Origin of the sequence: Streptomyces drozdowiczii, assembly GCF_026167665.1 — a bacterium.
Taxonomy (GTDB): Bacteria; Actinomycetota; Actinomycetes; order Streptomycetales; family Streptomycetaceae; genus Streptomyces; species Streptomyces drozdowiczii_A.
Genome location: NZ_CP098740.1, coordinates 2,709,164 through 2,725,355 on the forward strand (window position 1 = coordinate 2,709,164; position 16,192 = coordinate 2,725,355).

11 protein-coding genes and 4 pseudogenes are annotated in these 16,192 nt (G+C 72.7%); 6 read left to right on the forward strand and 9 right to left on the reverse strand.

Annotated elements, in window-relative coordinates; translation table 11 throughout:
- The first annotated feature begins 52 nt into the window (after positions 1 to 52).
- Positions 53 to 1,258, forward strand: coding sequence for an ornithine--oxo-acid transaminase (rocD, locus tag NEH16_RS12060; RefSeq protein WP_265541957.1), 1,206 nt, complete (start codon positions 53 to 55; stop codon positions 1,256 to 1,258).
- A 6-nt stretch (positions 1,259 to 1,264) separates the two neighbouring features.
- Here rocD and NEH16_RS12065 read toward each other — a convergent pair.
- Positions 1,265 to 2,670 (reverse strand): annotated as a pseudogene (locus tag NEH16_RS12065) (PLP-dependent aminotransferase family protein).
- A 47-nt stretch (positions 2,671 to 2,717) separates the two neighbouring features.
- Between NEH16_RS12065 and NEH16_RS12070 the strand changes: the two are divergent.
- Together NEH16_RS12070 and NEH16_RS12075 are read left to right on the forward strand one after the other, a co-directional pair.
- Positions 2,718 to 3,227, forward strand: coding sequence for a carboxymuconolactone decarboxylase family protein (locus NEH16_RS12070; RefSeq protein ID WP_265541959.1), 510 nt, complete (start codon positions 2,718 to 2,720; stop codon positions 3,225 to 3,227).
- Positions 3,228 to 3,235: 8 nt separating this feature from the next.
- Complete coding sequence (locus NEH16_RS12075) at positions 3,236 to 3,958, forward strand: isocitrate lyase/PEP mutase family protein (RefSeq protein WP_265541961.1); 723 nt, start codon at positions 3,236 to 3,238, stop codon at positions 3,956 to 3,958.
- 66 nt (positions 3,959 to 4,024) lie between these two features.
- Here the strand turns inward: NEH16_RS12075 and NEH16_RS12080 are convergent, their stop codons facing one another.
- The 3 genes from NEH16_RS12080 to NEH16_RS12090 all read right to left on the reverse strand — a co-directional run bounded on the left by NEH16_RS12080 (position 4,025) and on the right by NEH16_RS12090 (position 6,701).
- Positions 4,025 to 5,014, reverse strand: a complete 990-nt coding sequence (locus NEH16_RS12080; RefSeq protein WP_265541963.1) for a malate dehydrogenase — start codon at positions 5,012 to 5,014, stop codon at positions 4,025 to 4,027.
- 357 nt (positions 5,015 to 5,371) lie between these two features.
- Positions 5,372 to 5,851: a DUF3017 domain-containing protein gene (locus NEH16_RS12085; RefSeq protein WP_374215700.1), complete on the reverse strand. Its 480-nt coding sequence runs from the start codon at positions 5,849 to 5,851 to the stop codon at positions 5,372 to 5,374.
- Positions 5,832 to 6,701, reverse strand: coding sequence for a bifunctional methylenetetrahydrofolate dehydrogenase/methenyltetrahydrofolate cyclohydrolase (locus NEH16_RS12090; RefSeq protein WP_073964349.1), 870 nt, complete (start codon positions 6,699 to 6,701; stop codon positions 5,832 to 5,834). The genes NEH16_RS12085 and NEH16_RS12090 overlap by 20 nt, the downstream gene beginning before the upstream one ends.
- A gap of 226 nt (positions 6,702 to 6,927) precedes the next feature.
- Between NEH16_RS12090 and NEH16_RS12095 the strand changes: the two genes are divergently transcribed.
- On the forward strand, positions 6,928 to 7,512 hold the full coding sequence (locus NEH16_RS12095) for an RDD family protein (RefSeq protein ID WP_265541965.1): 585 nt from the start codon (positions 6,928 to 6,930) through the stop codon (positions 7,510 to 7,512).
- Positions 7,513 to 7,596: 84 nt separating this feature from the next.
- On the opposite strand, the gene purH is transcribed toward NEH16_RS12095, so the two are convergent.
- Both purH and purN read right to left on the reverse strand, forming a co-directional pair.
- A complete protein-coding gene (gene purH / locus NEH16_RS12100; RefSeq protein ID WP_265541967.1) occupies positions 7,597 to 9,150 on the reverse strand; it encodes a bifunctional phosphoribosylaminoimidazolecarboxamide formyltransferase/IMP cyclohydrolase in 1,554 nt (517 codons plus the stop codon).
- Entirely contained in the window at positions 9,137 to 9,793 is a 657-nt protein-coding gene (gene purN / locus NEH16_RS12105; protein WP_265541969.1) for a phosphoribosylglycinamide formyltransferase, read from the reverse strand. The genes purH and purN overlap by 14 nt, the downstream gene beginning before the upstream one ends.
- A gap of 296 nt (positions 9,794 to 10,089) precedes the next feature.
- Between purN and NEH16_RS12110 the strand changes: the two are divergent.
- Positions 10,090 to 10,913, forward strand: a pseudogene (locus tag NEH16_RS12110) (hypothetical protein).
- Here NEH16_RS12110 and NEH16_RS12115 read toward each other — a convergent pair.
- A pseudogene (locus tag NEH16_RS12115) lies at positions 10,903 to 12,478 on the reverse strand (cell division protein PerM). The pseudogenes NEH16_RS12110 and NEH16_RS12115 sit on opposite strands and share 11 nt — an antisense overlap.
- Before the next feature lie 125 nt (positions 12,479 to 12,603).
- Between NEH16_RS12115 and NEH16_RS12120 the strand changes: the two are divergent.
- Complete coding sequence (locus NEH16_RS12120) at positions 12,604 to 13,824, forward strand: helix-turn-helix domain-containing protein (RefSeq protein WP_265541972.1); 1,221 nt, start codon at positions 12,604 to 12,606, stop codon at positions 13,822 to 13,824.
- 100 nt (positions 13,825 to 13,924) lie between these two features.
- Here NEH16_RS12120 and sucD read toward each other — a convergent pair.
- Positions 13,925 to 14,808, reverse strand: a pseudogene (gene sucD / locus NEH16_RS12125) (succinate--CoA ligase subunit alpha).
- Positions 14,809 to 14,829: 21 nt separating this feature from the next.
- Positions 14,830 to 16,011 carry an ADP-forming succinate--CoA ligase subunit beta gene (gene sucC / locus NEH16_RS12130; protein ID WP_073964356.1) on the reverse strand — a complete coding sequence of 394 codons (1,182 nt, stop codon included), beginning with the start codon at positions 16,009 to 16,011 and terminating at the stop codon, positions 14,830 to 14,832.
- Positions 16,012 to 16,192: the final 181 nt, after the last annotated feature.

Below are 16,192 nucleotides of genomic sequence, written 5' to 3' on the forward strand. Positions count from 1 at the left end.
GATACAAAGTGGGCCCAACCTCAGGCCACGCCGCACGACGATCGGAGATCCCGTGTCGACCACGGAAAACGCCATCGCCTCCGCCGAGGCGCACAGCGCGCACAACTACCACCCGCTGCCCGTCGTCGTCGCCACGGCGGACGGGGCCTGGATGACCGATGTCGAGGGCCGCCGCTACCTCGACATGCTCGCCGGATACTCGGCGCTCAATTTCGGCCACGGCAACCGCCGGCTGATCGACGCGGCGCGGGCCCAGCTGGAACGGGTCACGCTCACCTCCCGGGCCTTCCACCACGACCGGTTCGCCGACTTCTGTACGCGCCTCGCGGAGCTGTGCGGCATGGAGATGGTGCTCCCGATGAACACCGGGGCGGAGGCCGTCGAGACGGCGGTGAAGACCGCCCGGAAGTGGGGCTACCGGGTCAAGGGCGTCCCGGACGGCATGGCGAAGATCATCGTGGCCGCCGACAACTTCCACGGCCGCACGACCACGGTGATCAGCTTCTCCACGGACCCGGAGGCCCGCGCCGACTTCGGCCCGTACACCCCCGGCTTCGAGATCGTGCCGTACGGGGACCTCACCGCGATGCGCGAGGCCATGACGGAGAACACCGTGGCGGTGCTGATCGAGCCGATCCAGGGCGAGGCGGGCGTGCTGGTGCCGCCGCCCGGCTATCTCGCCGGGGTGCGGGAGCTGACCCGCGAGCGGGACGTGCTGTTCATCGCGGACGAGATCCAGTCCGGTCTGGGCCGGACCGGGAAGACCTTCGCCTGCGAGCACGAGGGCGTCGTCCCCGACATGTACCTCCTGGGCAAGGCGCTCGGCGGCGGTGTGGTGCCGGTGTCGGCCGTGGTGTCGTCGGCGGCGGTGCTCGGTGTCTACCGCCCCGGGGAGCACGGCTCGACGTTCGGCGGCAACCCGCTGGCCTGCGCGGTGGCGCTGGAGGTCATCGCGATGCTGAGCACCGGCGAGTACCAGCAGCGCGCCGCCGAGTTGGGCGACCACCTCCACCACGAGCTGGGTCTCCTGGTGGGCGGGGGCGCGGTGCGGGCCGTCCGGGGACGCGGGCTGTGGGCGGGCGTGGACGTCGAACCGGAGCTGGGCACGGGCCGCGAGATCTCCGAACGGCTGATGGAGCGCCGGGTCCTGGTGAAGGACACCCACGGCTCCACGATCCGGATCGCACCGCCGCTGGTGATCGGCAAGGAGGACCTGGACTGGGGCCTCGAACAGCTGCGGGAGGTCCTGCGGGGCTGAGCGGGCTCAGGCCAGCACCCGTAGCAGCGCCTCCAGCGCCCCCGTCCAGGCGCTGTCCGTCGGGGTGCCGTAGCCGATGACCAGCGCCTCGCGCTTCAGGTCGGCGTCCGGGTGGCGGTAGAAGGCCAGGCCCTCCACCGCGAGGCCCTGCCAGGCCGCCGCCCGGATCACCTCGGCCTCGCCGCCCTCCGGCAGTTCGAGGACGGCGTGCAGCCCGGCGGCGATCCCGCTGACCCGGATGTGCGGGGCGCGCTCCGCCAGCGCCGCGACGAGCTGGTCGCGCCGGTTGCGGTAGCGCAGCCGCATGGACCGCACATGCCGGTCGTACGCCCCCGAGGCCATGAACTCCGCGAGCGTCAGCTGGTCCAGCGCGCCCGGCGCCCAGTCGCTCGCCCCCTTCGCCTCGGCGATCTCGGCGGCCAGGGCGCGCGGCACCACCATCCAGCCGAGCCGCAGCCCCGGTGCCAGGGACTTGCTGGCGGTGCCCAGGTAGACGACGCGTTCCGGGTCCAGGCCCTGGAGGGCGCCGACCGGCTGGCGGTCGTACCGGAACTCGCCGTCGTAGTCGTCCTCCAGGATCAGCCCGCCGGTGGCCCGCGCCCAGTCGACGGCCGCCGCCCGCCGGTCCGGGTGGAGCGGGACGCCCGTGGGGAACTGGTGCGCCGGGGTCAGCAGGACCGCGCCCGCGTGGCGCAGGGTGTGCAGTTCGCCGGTCCGGGTGCCGTGCTCGTCGACCGGCAGGCACGGGATGCGCAGCCCGGCCTCGGTGAGCAGGCGGGTGTGGATGCCGAGGCAGTACGACTCCACGGCCACGTCCCGGGCCCGGCGCCTGCGCAGCACCTTGCCGAGCAGCATCAGGGCGTGCACGAATCCGGAGCAGACGATGATCCGGTCCGGGTCGGCGTACACCCCGCGCGCCCGGGCCAGGTATTCGGCGAGGACGGTGCGCAGCTCGATCCGGCCGCGCGGGTCGCCGTAGCCGAAGGCGTCGTTGGGCGCGTCGGACAGGGCGCGCCGGGCGGCCTTCAGCCACTCGGCGCGCGGGAAGGTGGCGAGGTCGGGGGTGCCCGACTTCAGGCTGTACGCGGGTGCGCCGCGCGGCGGCTTCGCGCGGGGCGGCGCGGCCGCCGCCGGGGGCGGGGGTCGGCGCGGCGGGCCACCCGGGTGCCGGAGCCCTGCCGGGCGGTGAGCCAGCCCTCGGCGACCAGCTCCGCGTAGGCGTCGGCGACGGTGTTGCGGGCGATGCCGAGGTCGGCGGCGAGGGTGCGGGAGGACGGCAGGCGGGTGCCGGGGGTCAGCCGGCCGGTGCGGACGGCCTCGCGCAGGGCGTCCATCAGGCCGGCCCGCAGACCGGTCGAGCCGGTCGGGTCGATGTGGAGGTCGGCGCCGAAAGTGGCCCAGGCATCTGTCATGGAAATGGACCATAGCGCTGCGCCACTCCCCCCGTAGCGTTAGGGGCATGACGACGAACGAGAACAGCAACAGCACCTCCGGCTACTGCCCCGAGCACACCCCGCGCCTGGCCTGGTCGCAGCACGCCCCCGACGTCTACAAGGCGATGGCCCGGCTGGACGCCGCCTCCCGCCGGGGCATCGACCCGGTGATCGGCGAGCTGGTGAAGATCCGCGCCTCGCAGCTCAACCACTGCGCGTTCTGCCTGGACATGCACACCAAGGACGCCCTCGCGGCGGGCGAGTCGCTGGAGCGGATCATCCAGCTCAGCGCGTGGGAGGAGTCGCAGCACTTCTACACGCCGAAGGAGATCGCCGCGATCGAGCTGACCGAGGCGGTGACCGTGCTGACCGACGGCTTCGTCCCGGACGAGGTGTACGCGCGGGCCGCGAAGCACTTCGGCGAGGAGGAGCTGGCCCACCTCATCGCCGCGATCATCACGATCAACGCCTGGAACCGGTTCGCCGTGTCCACCCGCATGGTGCCGGGCCACTACACGCCCGGCGACCACGGCTGAGCGGCCCGGTGACCGCGTCGGGCCTGCGGGCCCTGCACCACGGCCGCGCCCCCGGCGACCCGCTGGTCCTCCCCGGCCCGTGGGACGCCGCGAGCGCCCGTGCCCTCGCGGACGCCGGCTTCCCCGCGCTCGCGCTGCCGAGCGCGGGGGTCGCCGCGTCGCTGGGTTACGAGGACGGCGAGACGCCCGCCGACGAGATGTTCGCGGCGGTGGCCCGGATCGCCCGGGCCGTCCCCGTACCGGTCTCCGCCGACATCGAGGCCGGGTACGGGCTGCCGCCCGCCGAACTGGTGGAGCGGCTGCTCGCGGCGGGGGCCGTCGGCTGCAACCTGGAGGACACGGTGGACGGGGTACTGCTGGACGCCGGACGGCAGGCGGACCGGCTGGCCGCGGTCCGGGCGGCGGCCGGGGACGCGCTCTTCGTGAACGCCCGGATCGACACGTACGTCACGGGCGTCCCGGACGGGGTGGACCCGGCGGCGGAGACGCTGCGCCGGGCGCGGCTGTACGCGGCGGCGGGGGCGGACTGCCTGTACCCGATCCTGGCCCCGCCCGAGGTGTTCGGCCCGCTGGCCGATGCCCTGCCCGGGCTGCCGCTGAACGCGCTGGCCGTGCCGGACGGACCGGGGCCGCGCCGCCTCGGTGAGCTGGGGGCGACCCGGATCACCTTCGGGCCGGGGCTCCAGCGGCGGGCCATGGCGGCGGTGCGGGAGATCGCGGCCGGACTCTGACCACGTAACGCACGCACCACGCCCCCGGCAGCTCTGCGGCTGCCGGGGGGCGTGGTGCGTGGTGGATCAGATGAGGCCGAGCTCGCGGACCGCGTCGCGCTCCTCGGTGAGCTCCTTCACCGAGGCGTCGATGCGCGCACGGGAGAACTCGTTGATGTCCAGGCCCTGGACGATCTCGTACGTGCCGTTCTTCGTGGTGACCGGGAAGGACGAGATGATGCCCTCGGGCACGCCGTAGGAGCCGTCCGACGGGATGCCCATCGAGGTCCAGTCGCCCTGGGCGGTGCCGTTGACCCAGGTGAAGACGTGGTCGATGGCGGCGTTGGCGGCGGAGGCGGCGGAGGACGCGCCACGGGCCTCGATGATCGCCGCGCCGCGCTTGGCGACGGTCGGGATGAAGGAGTCGGCGAGCCACGCCTCGTCGTTGACCAGCTCGGCGGCGTTCTTGCCGGCGACCTCGGCGTGGAAGATGTCCGGGTACTGGGTGGCCGAGTGGTTGCCCCAGATCGTCAGCTTCTTGATGTCGGAGACGGCGGCACCGGTCTTGGCGGCCAGCTGCGAGATCGCGCGGTTGTGGTCCAGGCGGGTCATCGCGGTGAAGCGCTCGGCCGGGACGTCCGGGGCGGCGGCCTGCGCGATGAGCGCGTTGGTGTTGGCCGGGTTGCCGACGACGAGGACCTTGATGTCGTCCGCGGCGTTGTCGTTGATCGCCTTGCCCTGCGGCTTGAAGATGCCGCCGTTGGCGGAGAGCAGGTCGCCGCGCTCCATGCCCTTGGTGCGGGGGCGGGCGCCGACGAGGAGGGCGACGTTCGCACCGTCGAAGCCGACGTTCGCGTCGTCGGTGATCTCGATGTTGCGCAGCAGCGGGAAGGCGCAGTCGTCGAGCTCCATCGCGGTGCCCTCGGCGGCCTTCAGCCCCTGGGGGATCTCCAGGAGACGCAGGTTGACCGGCACGTCCGGGCCGAGCAGGTGGCCGGAGGCGATGCGGAAGAGCAGCGCGTAGCCGATCTGGCCGGCTGCGCCGGTCACGGTGACATTCACGGGAGTGCGGGTCATGGCGATCTCCGTTAGACAGCTGGCGGTCCGGGCTCCTGGCCCCTGGTGCGGGACATCTCCCTGAATCTTGATGTGAAGAGATATCCGTCGGCCAGGCTATCCGACCCGGAACCCCACAGCCGCCCGGCCCCCGTTGCCTGTCGATCACACGGTGGCGGAATGGTCACTTCCGTGCCACAGGCAACAGCCATCCCTTGAACGGGTGAGGGCCGTCAACAAGGCTGGACGCAGGACGGGGCAAGGCCGCTCAACCGCCGCTTCGGGAGCTTCGCGCTCCGAGGTTGCCCCGGACTCCGGTGTCCGTCCCTTCTCGGGGGAGGGGACGGCCACCGGTTCTTCCGCTCTTCGGAGCGCGGGTCAGCGGACCGTGAAGTGGACCGCGTCCTCCAGGAACGGGATGTCCAGCCACGGCTTCGGCTGCGCGACCAGCGCGAGCAGCACGATGAGGACGCCGAGCAGGCCGTACGTCACCAGATCGGTGAAGCGGGACCGCACCGCGAGCATGCCCACCGACCGGACGGTCACGCGCAGGACCGCGCCCAGGACGAGGCCGACGCCGATCAGTATCGTGCCGACGCGGAACGCCTCGTCGAAGGGATCGGCCGCCACGATCAGCAGCCCGACACCGGCCGTGCAGAGCACCGCGAGCAGCGGCCACTGCCGGGCCGGGGCCGGCGCGTCCCCGCCGGCCGCCCGCCCGCCGCCCTCGGGCCGCGCGGTGTCCCGGGTCAGCGAGAACCGCCGGGACCGCCGGGTCGCGGCGGGAGCCGCCGCCTCCGTGGACCCGGTGTCCGGACTCGTACCAGCACCCACGGGGTCAGCCGGCGGAGACGGCAGCCGCGTCGCGCTCGGCGGCCTCGACCACGTTGACGAGCAGCTGGGCGCGGGTCATCGGGCCGACACCGCCCGGGTTCGGCGAGATCCAGGCGGCGACCTCGGCCACGCCCGGGTGGACGTCGCCGACGATCTTGCCGTTCTCGTCGCGGCTGACGCCGACGTCCAGGACGGCCGCGCCCGGCTTGACGTGCTCGGGCTTGACGATGTGCGGCACGCCCGCGGCGGCGACGATGATGTCGGCCTGCTTCAGGTGGGCGGCCAGGTCCCGGGTGCCGGTGTGGCACTGGGTCACCGTGGCGTTCTCCGACTTGCGGGTGAGCAGCAGCGGGATGGACCGCCCGATGGTGACACCGCGTCCGACGACCACGACGTGGGCGCCGTTGATCTCGACGCCGTGGTGGCGCAGGAGCTGGACGACGCCCTGCGGGGTGCAGGGCAGCGGGCCGGTCTCGTTGAGCACCAGGCGGCCGAGGTTCATGGGGTGCAGGCCGTCGGCGTCCTTGGCCGGATCCATCAGTTCCAGGACGCGGTTGGTGTCGATCCCCTTGGGGAGGGGAAGCTGCACGATGTAACCCGTGCAGGCGGGGTCGGCGTTGAGCTCGCGGACGACGGCCTCGATCTCCTCCTGGGTGGCGGTGTCCGGCAGTTCGCGCTGGATGGAGCCGATGCCGACCTGCGCGCAGTCCTTGTGCTTGCCGTTCACGTACCACCTGCTGCCCGGGTCGTCCCCGACCAGCAGGGTTCCCAGGCCGGGCGTGACGCCCCGGGCCTTGAGGGCCGCCACGCGGGCGGTCAGATCGGACTTGATCGCGGCTGCGGTGGCCTTGCCATCGAGAATCTGGGCAGTCATGGTCCCCATACTCCCGGATGACCCCGCCCTCGGACCAATCAGGTACCAGGCGTGGACGCAAGGTTGCACTTGGACAACTTCTTGGGCAGCGGCTGGACAAACGTACTAACGGCTTATAACGATGAAGGCCGCTGTGCCGCAGCAGTAACCGGGGGGCTGGACCGCTGACGTTTTCTCTCTCCTCGTGCGGCCGCACCGTCCCCGTACGTCTGTTGGAGGAACGCCCATGAGCTTCGGCGACCCGAACCCGAACAACCCCTACGGGCAGCAGCCCGGTCAGCCGCAGCAGCCGGGCTACGGCTACCCGCAGGCCCCGCAGGGCGTGCCGCAGCAGGGCTACGGCTACCCGACCGCCCCGCCGGTGCCGGGCGGCGACTACGGCCAGCAGCCCGGTTACGGTGCCCGCCCGCCGCTGTCCGGCTGGTGGCGGCGCGTCGGCGCGTACTTGATCGACGTCATCTGCATCGGCCTCCCCTACGGGATCCTCATGGCCATCGGCGGCGGCGTGGGCGGCGGCGCGGGCGCCGCGATCATGTTCCTCGGCATCGCCGTCGGCATCGGCGGCGCCCTCTTCAAGCTGTACAAGGAGGGCACGACGGGCCAGTTCATCGGCAAGAAGGCCCTCGGCATCAGCCTGCTGCGCGAGGCGGACGGCCGGCCGCTCGGCTTCGGCATGGCCTTCGTCCGCACGATCGCGCACTTCCTGGACAGCATCGCCTGCTACATCGGCTGGCTGTGGCCGCTCTGGGACGACAAGAACCAGACGTTCGCGGACAAGGTCTGCTCCAGCGTCGTGGTGCGCGTCGGCTGACCGCTCCTCAGACAGGCCCGAGGGCCGCAACCCCGCGCGTATCGCGTGGGGTTGCGGCCCTCGGTCGTACGGGGAGGAACCGGCTCAGTGGAAGAAGTGCCGGGTGCCCGTGAAGTACATCGTCACGCCGGCCTTCTTCGCGGCCTCGACCACCAGCTCGTCGCGGACCGAACCGCCCGGCTGGACCACGGCCTTGACGCCGGCGGCGGTCAGGATCTCCAGCCCGTCCGGGAAGGGGAAGAAGGCGTCGGACGCGGCGTAGGAACCGGTGGCCCGCTCCTCGCCCGCGCGCTCGACGGCCAGCTTCGCGGAGTCGACCCGGTTGACCTGGCCCATGCCGACGCCGACCGAGGCGCCGTCCTTGGCGAGCAGGATGGCGTTGGACTTGACCGCCCGGCACGCCTTCCACGCGAAGGCGAGTTCCTTCAGCTCGTCGGCGGAGAGCGCGTCGCCCGTGGCGAGCGTCCAGTTGGCCGGGTCGTCGCCCTCGGCCTGGAGGCGGTCGGTGACCTGGAGCAGCGCGCCGCCGTCGATCTGCTTGACCTCGACCTCGGCGGACGGGGCCTCGGGGGCGCGCAGCACGCGGATGTTCTTCTTGCGGGCCAGGACCTCGACCGCGCCGTCCTCGTACGCCGGGGCGACGATGACCTCGGTGAAGATCTCCGCGACCTGCTCGGCCATGGCGACGGTCACGGGGCGGTTGACGGCGATGACGCCGCCGAACGCGGAGAGCGGGTCGCAGTCGTGCGCGTTGCGGTGTGCCGTGGCGACATCGTCGGCGATCGCGATGCCGCAGGGGTTGGCGTGCTTGATGATCGCGACGCACGGCTCGTCGTGGTCGTACGCGGCGCGCCGGGCGGCGTCGGTGTCCGTGTAGTTGTTGTACGACATCGCCTTGCCGTGCAGCTGCTCGGCGCCGGCCAGGCCGCCGGTGCCCGAGGTGTAGAGGGCGGCGGGCTGGTGCGGGTTCTCGCCGTAGCGCAGGACGTCCTGGCGCTCGTACGTCGTACCGAAGAAGTCCGGGAAGCCCGAGTCGTCGGCGGCGGCGTAGTCGTCGGCGAACCAGCCGGCGACGGCCACGTCGTACGCGGCAGTGTGCTGGAACGCCTCGGCGGCGAGCCGCTTGCGGGCGGTCAGGTCGAAGCCGCCCGCCTTCACCGCGGCGAGCACGTCGGCGTAACGCTCCGGGCTGGTGACGACGGCCACGGACGGGTGGTTCTTGGCGGCGGCGCGCACCATCGACGGGCCGCCGATGTCGATCTGCTCGACGCACTCGTCGTCGGACGCGCCGGAGGCGACGGTCTCCTTGAACGGGTACAGGTTGACGACCACCAGGTCGAACGGCTCGACGCCCAGCTCGGCCAGCTGCTCGCGGTGCGCGTCGAGGCGCAGGTCGGCGAGGATGCCGGCGTGGACGCGGGGGTGCAGCGTCTTGACGCGGCCGTCGAGGCACTCGGGGAAGCCGGTCAGCTCCTCGACCTTGGTGACCGGGACACCGGCGGCGGCGATCTTTCCGGCGGTGGAGCCGGTGGAGACCAGCTCGACACCCGCCTCGTGCAGGCCGCGGGCGAGGTCTTCGAGGCCCGTCTTGTCGTAGACGCTGACCAGGGCGCGGCGGATGGGCTTATTCTCCGACATGACCGAGATGAACCTTTCGTCCCTCAATGCGATAGCCGTCGCGGGCGAGCCGCCCCACGGCCTCGACGAGCAGCTTGCGCTCGACTTCCTTGATGCGTTCATGGAGGGCCGCTTCGCCCTCCGGGGTGTCCTCTTCGGTCACCTCGACCACGCCCTGCGCGATGATCGGACCGGTGTCGACGCCGTCGTCGACGAAGTGGACGGTGCACCCGGTCACCTTCACGCCGTACGCGAGCGCGTCACGCACGCCGTGGGCACCGGGAAAGCTGGGGAGCAGGGCGGGGTGGGTGTTGATGAACCGGCCGCCGAACCGGGCCAGGAACTCCTTGCCCACGATCTTCATGAACCCGGCGGACACCACGAGGTCCGGCCGGTGCGCGGCGGTCGCCTCGGCGAGCGCGGCGTCCCACTCCTCGCGGGTGGCGTGGTCCTTGACCCGGCACATGAAGGTGGGGAGCCCGGCGCGCTCGGCCCGTTCCAGGCCGGCGATGCCGTCGCGGTCGGCGCCGACCGCGACGATCCGGGCGCCGAAGCCCTCGGAATCGTCACCGATCGCGTCGAGCAGCGCCTGAAGGTTCGTACCGGAACCGGAGACCAGGACGACCACACGGGCCGGGGCGGCGGAGGGAAGCGGGGAGGCCACGGCTGGGCCCTTTCTCGCGTGCGAGCGGTTCGAAGCGGCCGGCCCGCCGCCACGGCACCGGGGCGGCGGCCTGCGATTTGTACGGTCGTACGAAAGAAGCGCGCTCCCCCATACGGGGAACTATACGAACGGGCCGACCGTCAGCAACGATACCGGCACCTCACCGCACCCCTGGCTGACGGGGGTGACGGGCCCCCGCGCTCCCCGCTTTCGACCCTTCCTCACCGGAAGGTAGCGTCAGGGGCAGCGAACCGTCCGCCGGGCGGAAACGACGAGATGGGGAAGACGTTCACCACATGCCGGACCGACGCCGCACCGCCTTCCGCCAGCCGCTGCCCGAGCGGGCCACCGTGCTGATGCGCGAGCGCTCCTCCTCGTCCTCGTCCGGCTCCTCCGGTTCCTCCGGTTCCTCGGGGGCCGGGACGACGACAACCCCTTCGCGCCGCCGCCCGAGGGCCGGCCCGACCAGCCCTGGCAGCCGCGCCACCCGTCCGGCTCGTCCCAGGACAACGGCGAGAACCGGCCCGAGGGCGAGCCGTCCGACGACCGGCCCGTGTGGGGCAGCCAGTGGAGCAGCCGGCAGCCCGGCCGCGAGGACGGCTCCTTCGGCGGGCGCCCCTCCGGCCCCGGCGGTACGGAGAGGCCCCCGGCCGGTCCGCGCTGGGACCCGACCGACCCCGTCCAGCGCCGCGCCCGCTATGCGCTGCTCTCCGGCATGTGGGCCTTCTTCTTCGCGATCTTCGACTTCTCGGAGATCGCCCTGCTGCTCGGCGCGCTCGCCACGTACTGGGCGGTCAGCGCGCTGCGTGCCAAGCCGAAGCCGCCGGTGCCGGGTGCCGGGGCGCCTGCCCGGGCGGAGGGCCCCGGGGCGGACGGGACCGCTCCCGGGCCGGACACGCTCGCCGCGCAGCGCGGGGGCCGGCAGCAGACCACGGCCGCGGTGAGCGGGCTGGTGACGGGCGTGGTCGCGCTGGCGATCGTCGCGACGACGTTCACGGTGCAGATGGTCTACCGCGACTACTACACCTGTGTGAACGACGCCCTGACCAAGTCGGGTCAGCTGACCTGCAACGACCTGCTCCCGAAGCCGCTGGAGCCGTTCTTCGGCGTCAAGCGCTAGCGGCCGGCGGGCCGGGGGACGCGTCGGTCTCGCGCTCGGTCTCGCGCTCGGTCTCGTGCTCGGTCTCCCGGGCGTGCCAGGGGTCGGTGGGGAGGAAGTCGTACGCGTCGAGGTCGTCCTCGTCGTCACCTCCGTCCCGGCCCCGACCTCCGTCCTCGCCCTTTGCGTTCTTCGCCTCCTTCTCGTCCTTCGCGTTCTTCGCGTTCTTCGCGTCCTTCGCGGGTGCGGGCGGCTGGGGGCCTTGGGCGTGCTGACCGGGGGCGCCGTGGTTTCCGGCTCCGCCGGCTCGGCGTCCTCCTTCTTGCGCCCGCGCAGTCGCCAGGCCCGTAGCAGCAGGGCCGTGGGGACGCCGATGACCGTCGTCCACGCCAGCGCCGCCGCGCCGGTGAGCCACCACACCGGGCCGAAGTCCGCCAGGGCGTGGGTGCCGAGCGGTCCCCCGGCGGCTGCCGCCAGCAGCGTCGCGCCGAGCGCGCAGCCGACCGCCCCCAGTGCGGTGGTGAGCGCGGTCTCCCCCGGGCCCCACGCTTCATCCCGGCCGCCCTCGGCGGGCACGGCCCTCCGTGCGGTGAACCAGGCCACCGTCAGCGCCGCCGCCACCGGGACCGCGCCGGCCGCCCAGTTCAGCGGCGCGCCCGGGCCGTGCGCGGGCATCGCGGCCAGCAGCGGGAAGTCGGGGACGGCCGGGGGCCGGTGAAGGCCAGCGGGGTGACCGTCGACGCCGAGCCGAGGGCGAACCCGGGGCCGAGCCCGTACGCCGCGCCCCACGCCGCCGCGTTCGGCACGAGCCCCAGCGCCAGCAGGAGTACGGCGATGCGGCCGCCCCAGTCGCCGGAGAGCCGGAGGAACGACTCCTGGACCGGTGCGCCGTGCCACACCAGGGCCGACGCGACGACCAGCGCGCCGCCGCCCAGCAGCACCGCGGTCCCGGCCAGCGCCGCCCGGCCCACCGCGTCGGCCCGCCGCAGGAACCGGGTGCGCGCCATCGCCTCGTGCAGCCGCACCGGTGCCCAGGAGGGCGGCGGGCCGAGCGGGCGCCCGCGCGCCGTCCACACCCCGGCCGCCGCCGCGCCCGCCACCACGAGGGCGCCGGGAAGGAGCAGGGAGAGCGGGCGCGCGGACAGCGAGGCGCCGCGCGCGTAGAGGGCGACCGCCCCGCCGACCAGCAGATATCCGCCCGTCACCAGGGCGAACGCGGCCCCGGGCGACGGGGCGCCGTGCCCCTCCTCGGGCTCCAGCACGTCCCTGGCCGCCCGGTGCACGAGCCACATCGGCAGCACGGAGAGCAGCAGCGGGACGACACCCATCGGTGCCGGGGCCCCGGTCAGCGTCTCGGTCCTGACCAGTTCGGCGCCGTGCGCGAGGAGCCAGAGGGCGGCTGCCGTGTGGAACGCCTCGCCTGGTCCGCTGTCCGGGGCCGGTGAGCTGATCCAGAGCGCGATGACGAGGACGGTGAGGGAGCCCAGGCCGAGCCCGGCGGCGAGGGCCCCGCGCAGCACCGCGGAGACCAGCACGGCGGGCCGTCCCCGCTCGCCCTGCGACAACAAGGGGCTGCGTTCGGTCACTTGGGTCACGCGGTCATGCTGCCAACGACACGCGCTTATTTCGTGTAACGGGCGAACAGCCGGGGTGTCGATCAATATACGTTTATGTACTTTTTCACCCGGTGCAGGCCGTGTGGGCGGCCCTCATGACGCAGAGCACGTCCGAGAAGGCCGCCGCCCCTCCGCTGCCCTCGCCGAAGGAGCGGCGCAGGCTGCGGGAGGCCCTGTCGCTGACGGAGGACCAGGTCGCGTCGGCCGTCGGCGTGACCCGGGCGACGGTGCGCGCCTGGGAGACCGGCCGCAGCAGTCCGCGCGGCCGCAAGCGCGAGGCGTACGCCCGGCTGATCGGGGTGGTCGCGCCCGACCCGGCGCCTCAGGCGCCCCCTCCGCCGGCTCCGCCGGTTCCTGACGAAGCCCCCGGGAGCGCAGCCGTGGCCGCCACCGAACCGGACGAGGCCGCTGAGGCCATCGAGACCGTCGAGGCTGTTGAGCCGGACGAGGCCGCTGAGCCGGACGAGGCTGTTGAGGCCGACACCGAGCACGCGCCGGACGCGCCCGCTGCCGCGTTCGACGCGTTGTACCGGTACGCCGCCTCGGCCCTCTTCCAGCAGACCTATCTGCTGACCGGGCAGCGCGCCCTGTCCCGCGCGGCCGTGACCAAGGCGTTCGAGCTGGCCTGGGAGCGGTGGCCGGAGGTCGCGGTGGACCGGGACCCGGTCGGCTGGGTGCGCGCCGCCGCGTACGAGTACGCGATGTCCCCGTGGCGACGGCTGAACCGGGAGCACCGCCGCCTCGACCCGCCGCCCGAGGCCCCGGCCTCGCGTGCGCTGCTCGACGCGCTCCTGGCGCTGCCCCCCTCGTACCGGCGCACGCTGGTGCTGCACGACGGGGTGGGGCTCGGGCTGCCGGAGACGGCGGCGGAGACCGAGGCGAGCACCCGGGCGGCGGCCGGGCGGCTGGTGACGGCGCGGGCGGCGGTCGCCGAGCGGCTGCCCGAGATCGCTGAGCCGGACGCACCGGACGGGCAGGCCGCGCTGATCCACGAGCATCTGGGCACCCTCGCCCGCAGCCGCCCCGTCGCCTCGCTGCCCGTGCCGGAGCTGATCCGTACCGGCAGCGAACGCAAGGCGCAGCTGTGGGCCCGGACGGCCGTCGCGTTCACCGTACTGATCGTGGGGCTCACGCTGATCACGCTGGCGACGGCTCCCCGGAGGTACGAGACGCCCCCGGCGCCCGCCCAGCAGGTCGGCGGGGTGCCGCCGGTCGGGGGCCCGCAGAAGCTGACCCCGCAGGACGTCAAGCTGCGGAAGAAGCTCGGCGACGAGGTCTTCCACGGCCCGGCCCGGCTGGTGCCCGAGGCCGGCTGAACCGGTCCCGCACGACGACGCGGGCCCGTCCCCCGGGTGAGGGGGACGGGCCCGCGTCGTGCGTACGGTGACACCCGGCCGCGCGAGCGCGGCGGCGGGGTCAGGCGCCGAGGATCTCGCGCGCCAGCTTGGCGGTCTCGGTCGGCGTCTTGCCGACCTTCACGCCGGCGGCCTCAAGGGCCTCCTTCTTCGCGGCGGCGGTGCCGGAGGAGCCGGAGACGATGGCGCCGGCGTGGCCCATGGTCTTGCCCTCGGGGCGGTGAAGCCCGCGACGTAACCGACGACCGGCTTGGTGACGTTCTTCGCGATGAAGTCCGCCGCACGCTCCTCGGCGTCGCCGCCGATCTCGCCGATCATGACGATCAGGTCGGTCTCGGGGTCCGCCTCGAACGCCGCGAGGGCGTCGATGTGCGTCGTACCGATGACCGGGTCGCCACCGATGCCGACGGCGGACGAGAAGCCGATGTCGCGGAGCTCGTACATCATCTGGTAGGTCAGCGTGCCGGACTTGGACACGAGACCGATGCGGCCGGGCTTGGTGATGTCGCCCGGGATGATGCCGGCGTTGGACTGGCCGGGGGTGATCAGGCCGGGGCAGTTCGGACCGATGATCCGGGTCTTGTTGCCCTTCGAGCCGGCGTACGCCCAGAAGGCGGCCGAGTCGTGGACGGCGATGCCCTCGGTGATCACGACGGCGAGCGGGATCTCGGCGTCGATCGCCTCGATGACGGCGGCCTTCGCGAAGGCTGGCGGCACGAAGAGGACGGACACGTCGGCGCCGGTCTTCTCCATCGCCTCGGCGACGGAGCCGAAGACGGGGACCTCGGTGCCGTCGAAGTCGACGGTCGTGCCGGCCTTGCGCGGGTTGACGCCGCCGACGATGTTGGTGCCGTCGCCGAGCATGAGCTTGGTGTGCTTCATGCCGGTGGCGCCGGTCATCCCCTGGACGATGACCTTGCTGTCCTTGGTGAGGAAGATAGCCATGGTGGTCTGAGTCCCTCTTCCTTACTTCGCAGCCGCGGCGAGCTCGGCGGCCTTGTCGGCCGCGCCGTCCATGGTGTCCACGCGCTGGACCAGCGGGTGGTTGGCGTCGGAGAGGATCTTGCGACCCAGCTCCGCGTTGTTGCCGTCGAGGCGGACGACGAGGGGCTTGGTGACGTCCTCGCCCTTCGACTTGAGCAGCTCCAGGGCCTGGACGATGCCGTTGGCGACCTCGTCGCAGGCGGTGATGCCGCCGAAGACGTTGACGAAGACGGACTTGACGTCCGAGTCGCCGAGGATGATCTCCAGGCCGTTCGCCATGACCTCGGCGGAGGCGCCGCCACCGATGTCGAGGAAGTTGGCGGGCTTCACGTTGCCGTGCTTCTCACCGGCGTACGCGACGACGTCCAGGGTCGACATGACCAGACCGGCGCCGTTGCCGATGATGCCGACCTCGCCGTCGAGCTTGACGTAGTTGAGGTTCTTGGCCTTGGCGGCGGCCTCGAGCGGGTTGGCCGCGGCCTTGTCCTCGAGGGCCTCGTGCTCCGGCTGGCGGAAGTCGGCGTTCTCGTCGAGCGAGACCTTGCCGTCCAGGGCCAGGATGCGGCCGTCCTTGGTCTTCACCAGCGGGTTGACCTCGACGAGGAGCGCGTCCTCGGCGACGAAGGTCTCCCACAGGGTGACCAGGGCCTCGGCGACGCCCTCGGCCACGTCGGCCGGGAACTTCGCCTGGGCCACGATCTCGCGGGCCTTGGCGATGTCGACGCCGTCGACGGCGTTGACGGGGACCTTCGCGAGGGCCTCGGGGGTCTTCTCCGCGACCTCCTCGATGTCCATGCCGCCCTGCACCGAGGCCATGGCCAGGAAGGTGCGGTTGGTGCGGTCGAGCAGGTACGAGACGTAGTACTCCGCCTCGATCTCCGGCGACAGCTCGGCGATCATCACCTTGTGGACCGTGTGGCCCTTGATGTCCATGCCGAGGATGTCGGTCGCGCGGGCGACCGCCTCGTCGGCGTTCGCCGCCAGCTTGACGCCGCCGGCCTTGCCGCGGCCGCCGACCTTCACCTGCGCCTTGACGACCGACTTGCCGCCCAGCCGCTCGGTCGCCTCGCGGGCTGCCTCAGGCGTGTCGATGACTTCACCGGCCAGCACCGGTACACCGTGCTTGGCGAAGAGGTCCCTCGCCTGGTACTCGAACAGGTCCACGCGCGTCCGTCCCTTATCAATGGTCTCGCGGTTGGTTTTCTGCGTGGGCGTGCCGCGAGGGGCAACGTGACTGCGGTGTCACTAGGAAGGCGCACACGGTGACCGGATACGCGGCATGTCCATCTCGCAGGTTATCCCCGAGGCCGGTGTGACCCTAAATCGCAGATCACACCTGGGCGGT

Coding starts and splice junctions, on each gene's coding strand:
- purH (WP_265541967.1), bottom strand. CDS start 9,150: ATGTCGGAGAATAAGCCCATCCGCCGCGCCCTGGTCAGCGTCTACGAC.
- NEH16_RS12090 (WP_073964349.1), bottom strand. CDS start 6,701: ATGACTGCCCAGATTCTCGATGGCAAGGCCACCGCAGCCGCGATCAAG.
- NEH16_RS12080 (WP_265541963.1), bottom strand. CDS start 5,014: ATGACCCGCACTCCCGTGAATGTCACCGTGACCGGCGCAGCCGGCCAG.
- NEH16_RS12070 (WP_265541959.1), top strand. CDS start 2,718: ATGACGACGAACGAGAACAGCAACAGCACCTCCGGCTACTGCCCCGAG.
- NEH16_RS12095 (WP_265541965.1), top strand. CDS start 6,928: ATGAGCTTCGGCGACCCGAACCCGAACAACCCCTACGGGCAGCAGCCC.
- NEH16_RS12120 (WP_265541972.1), top strand. CDS start 12,604: ATGACGCAGAGCACGTCCGAGAAGGCCGCCGCCCCTCCGCTGCCCTCG.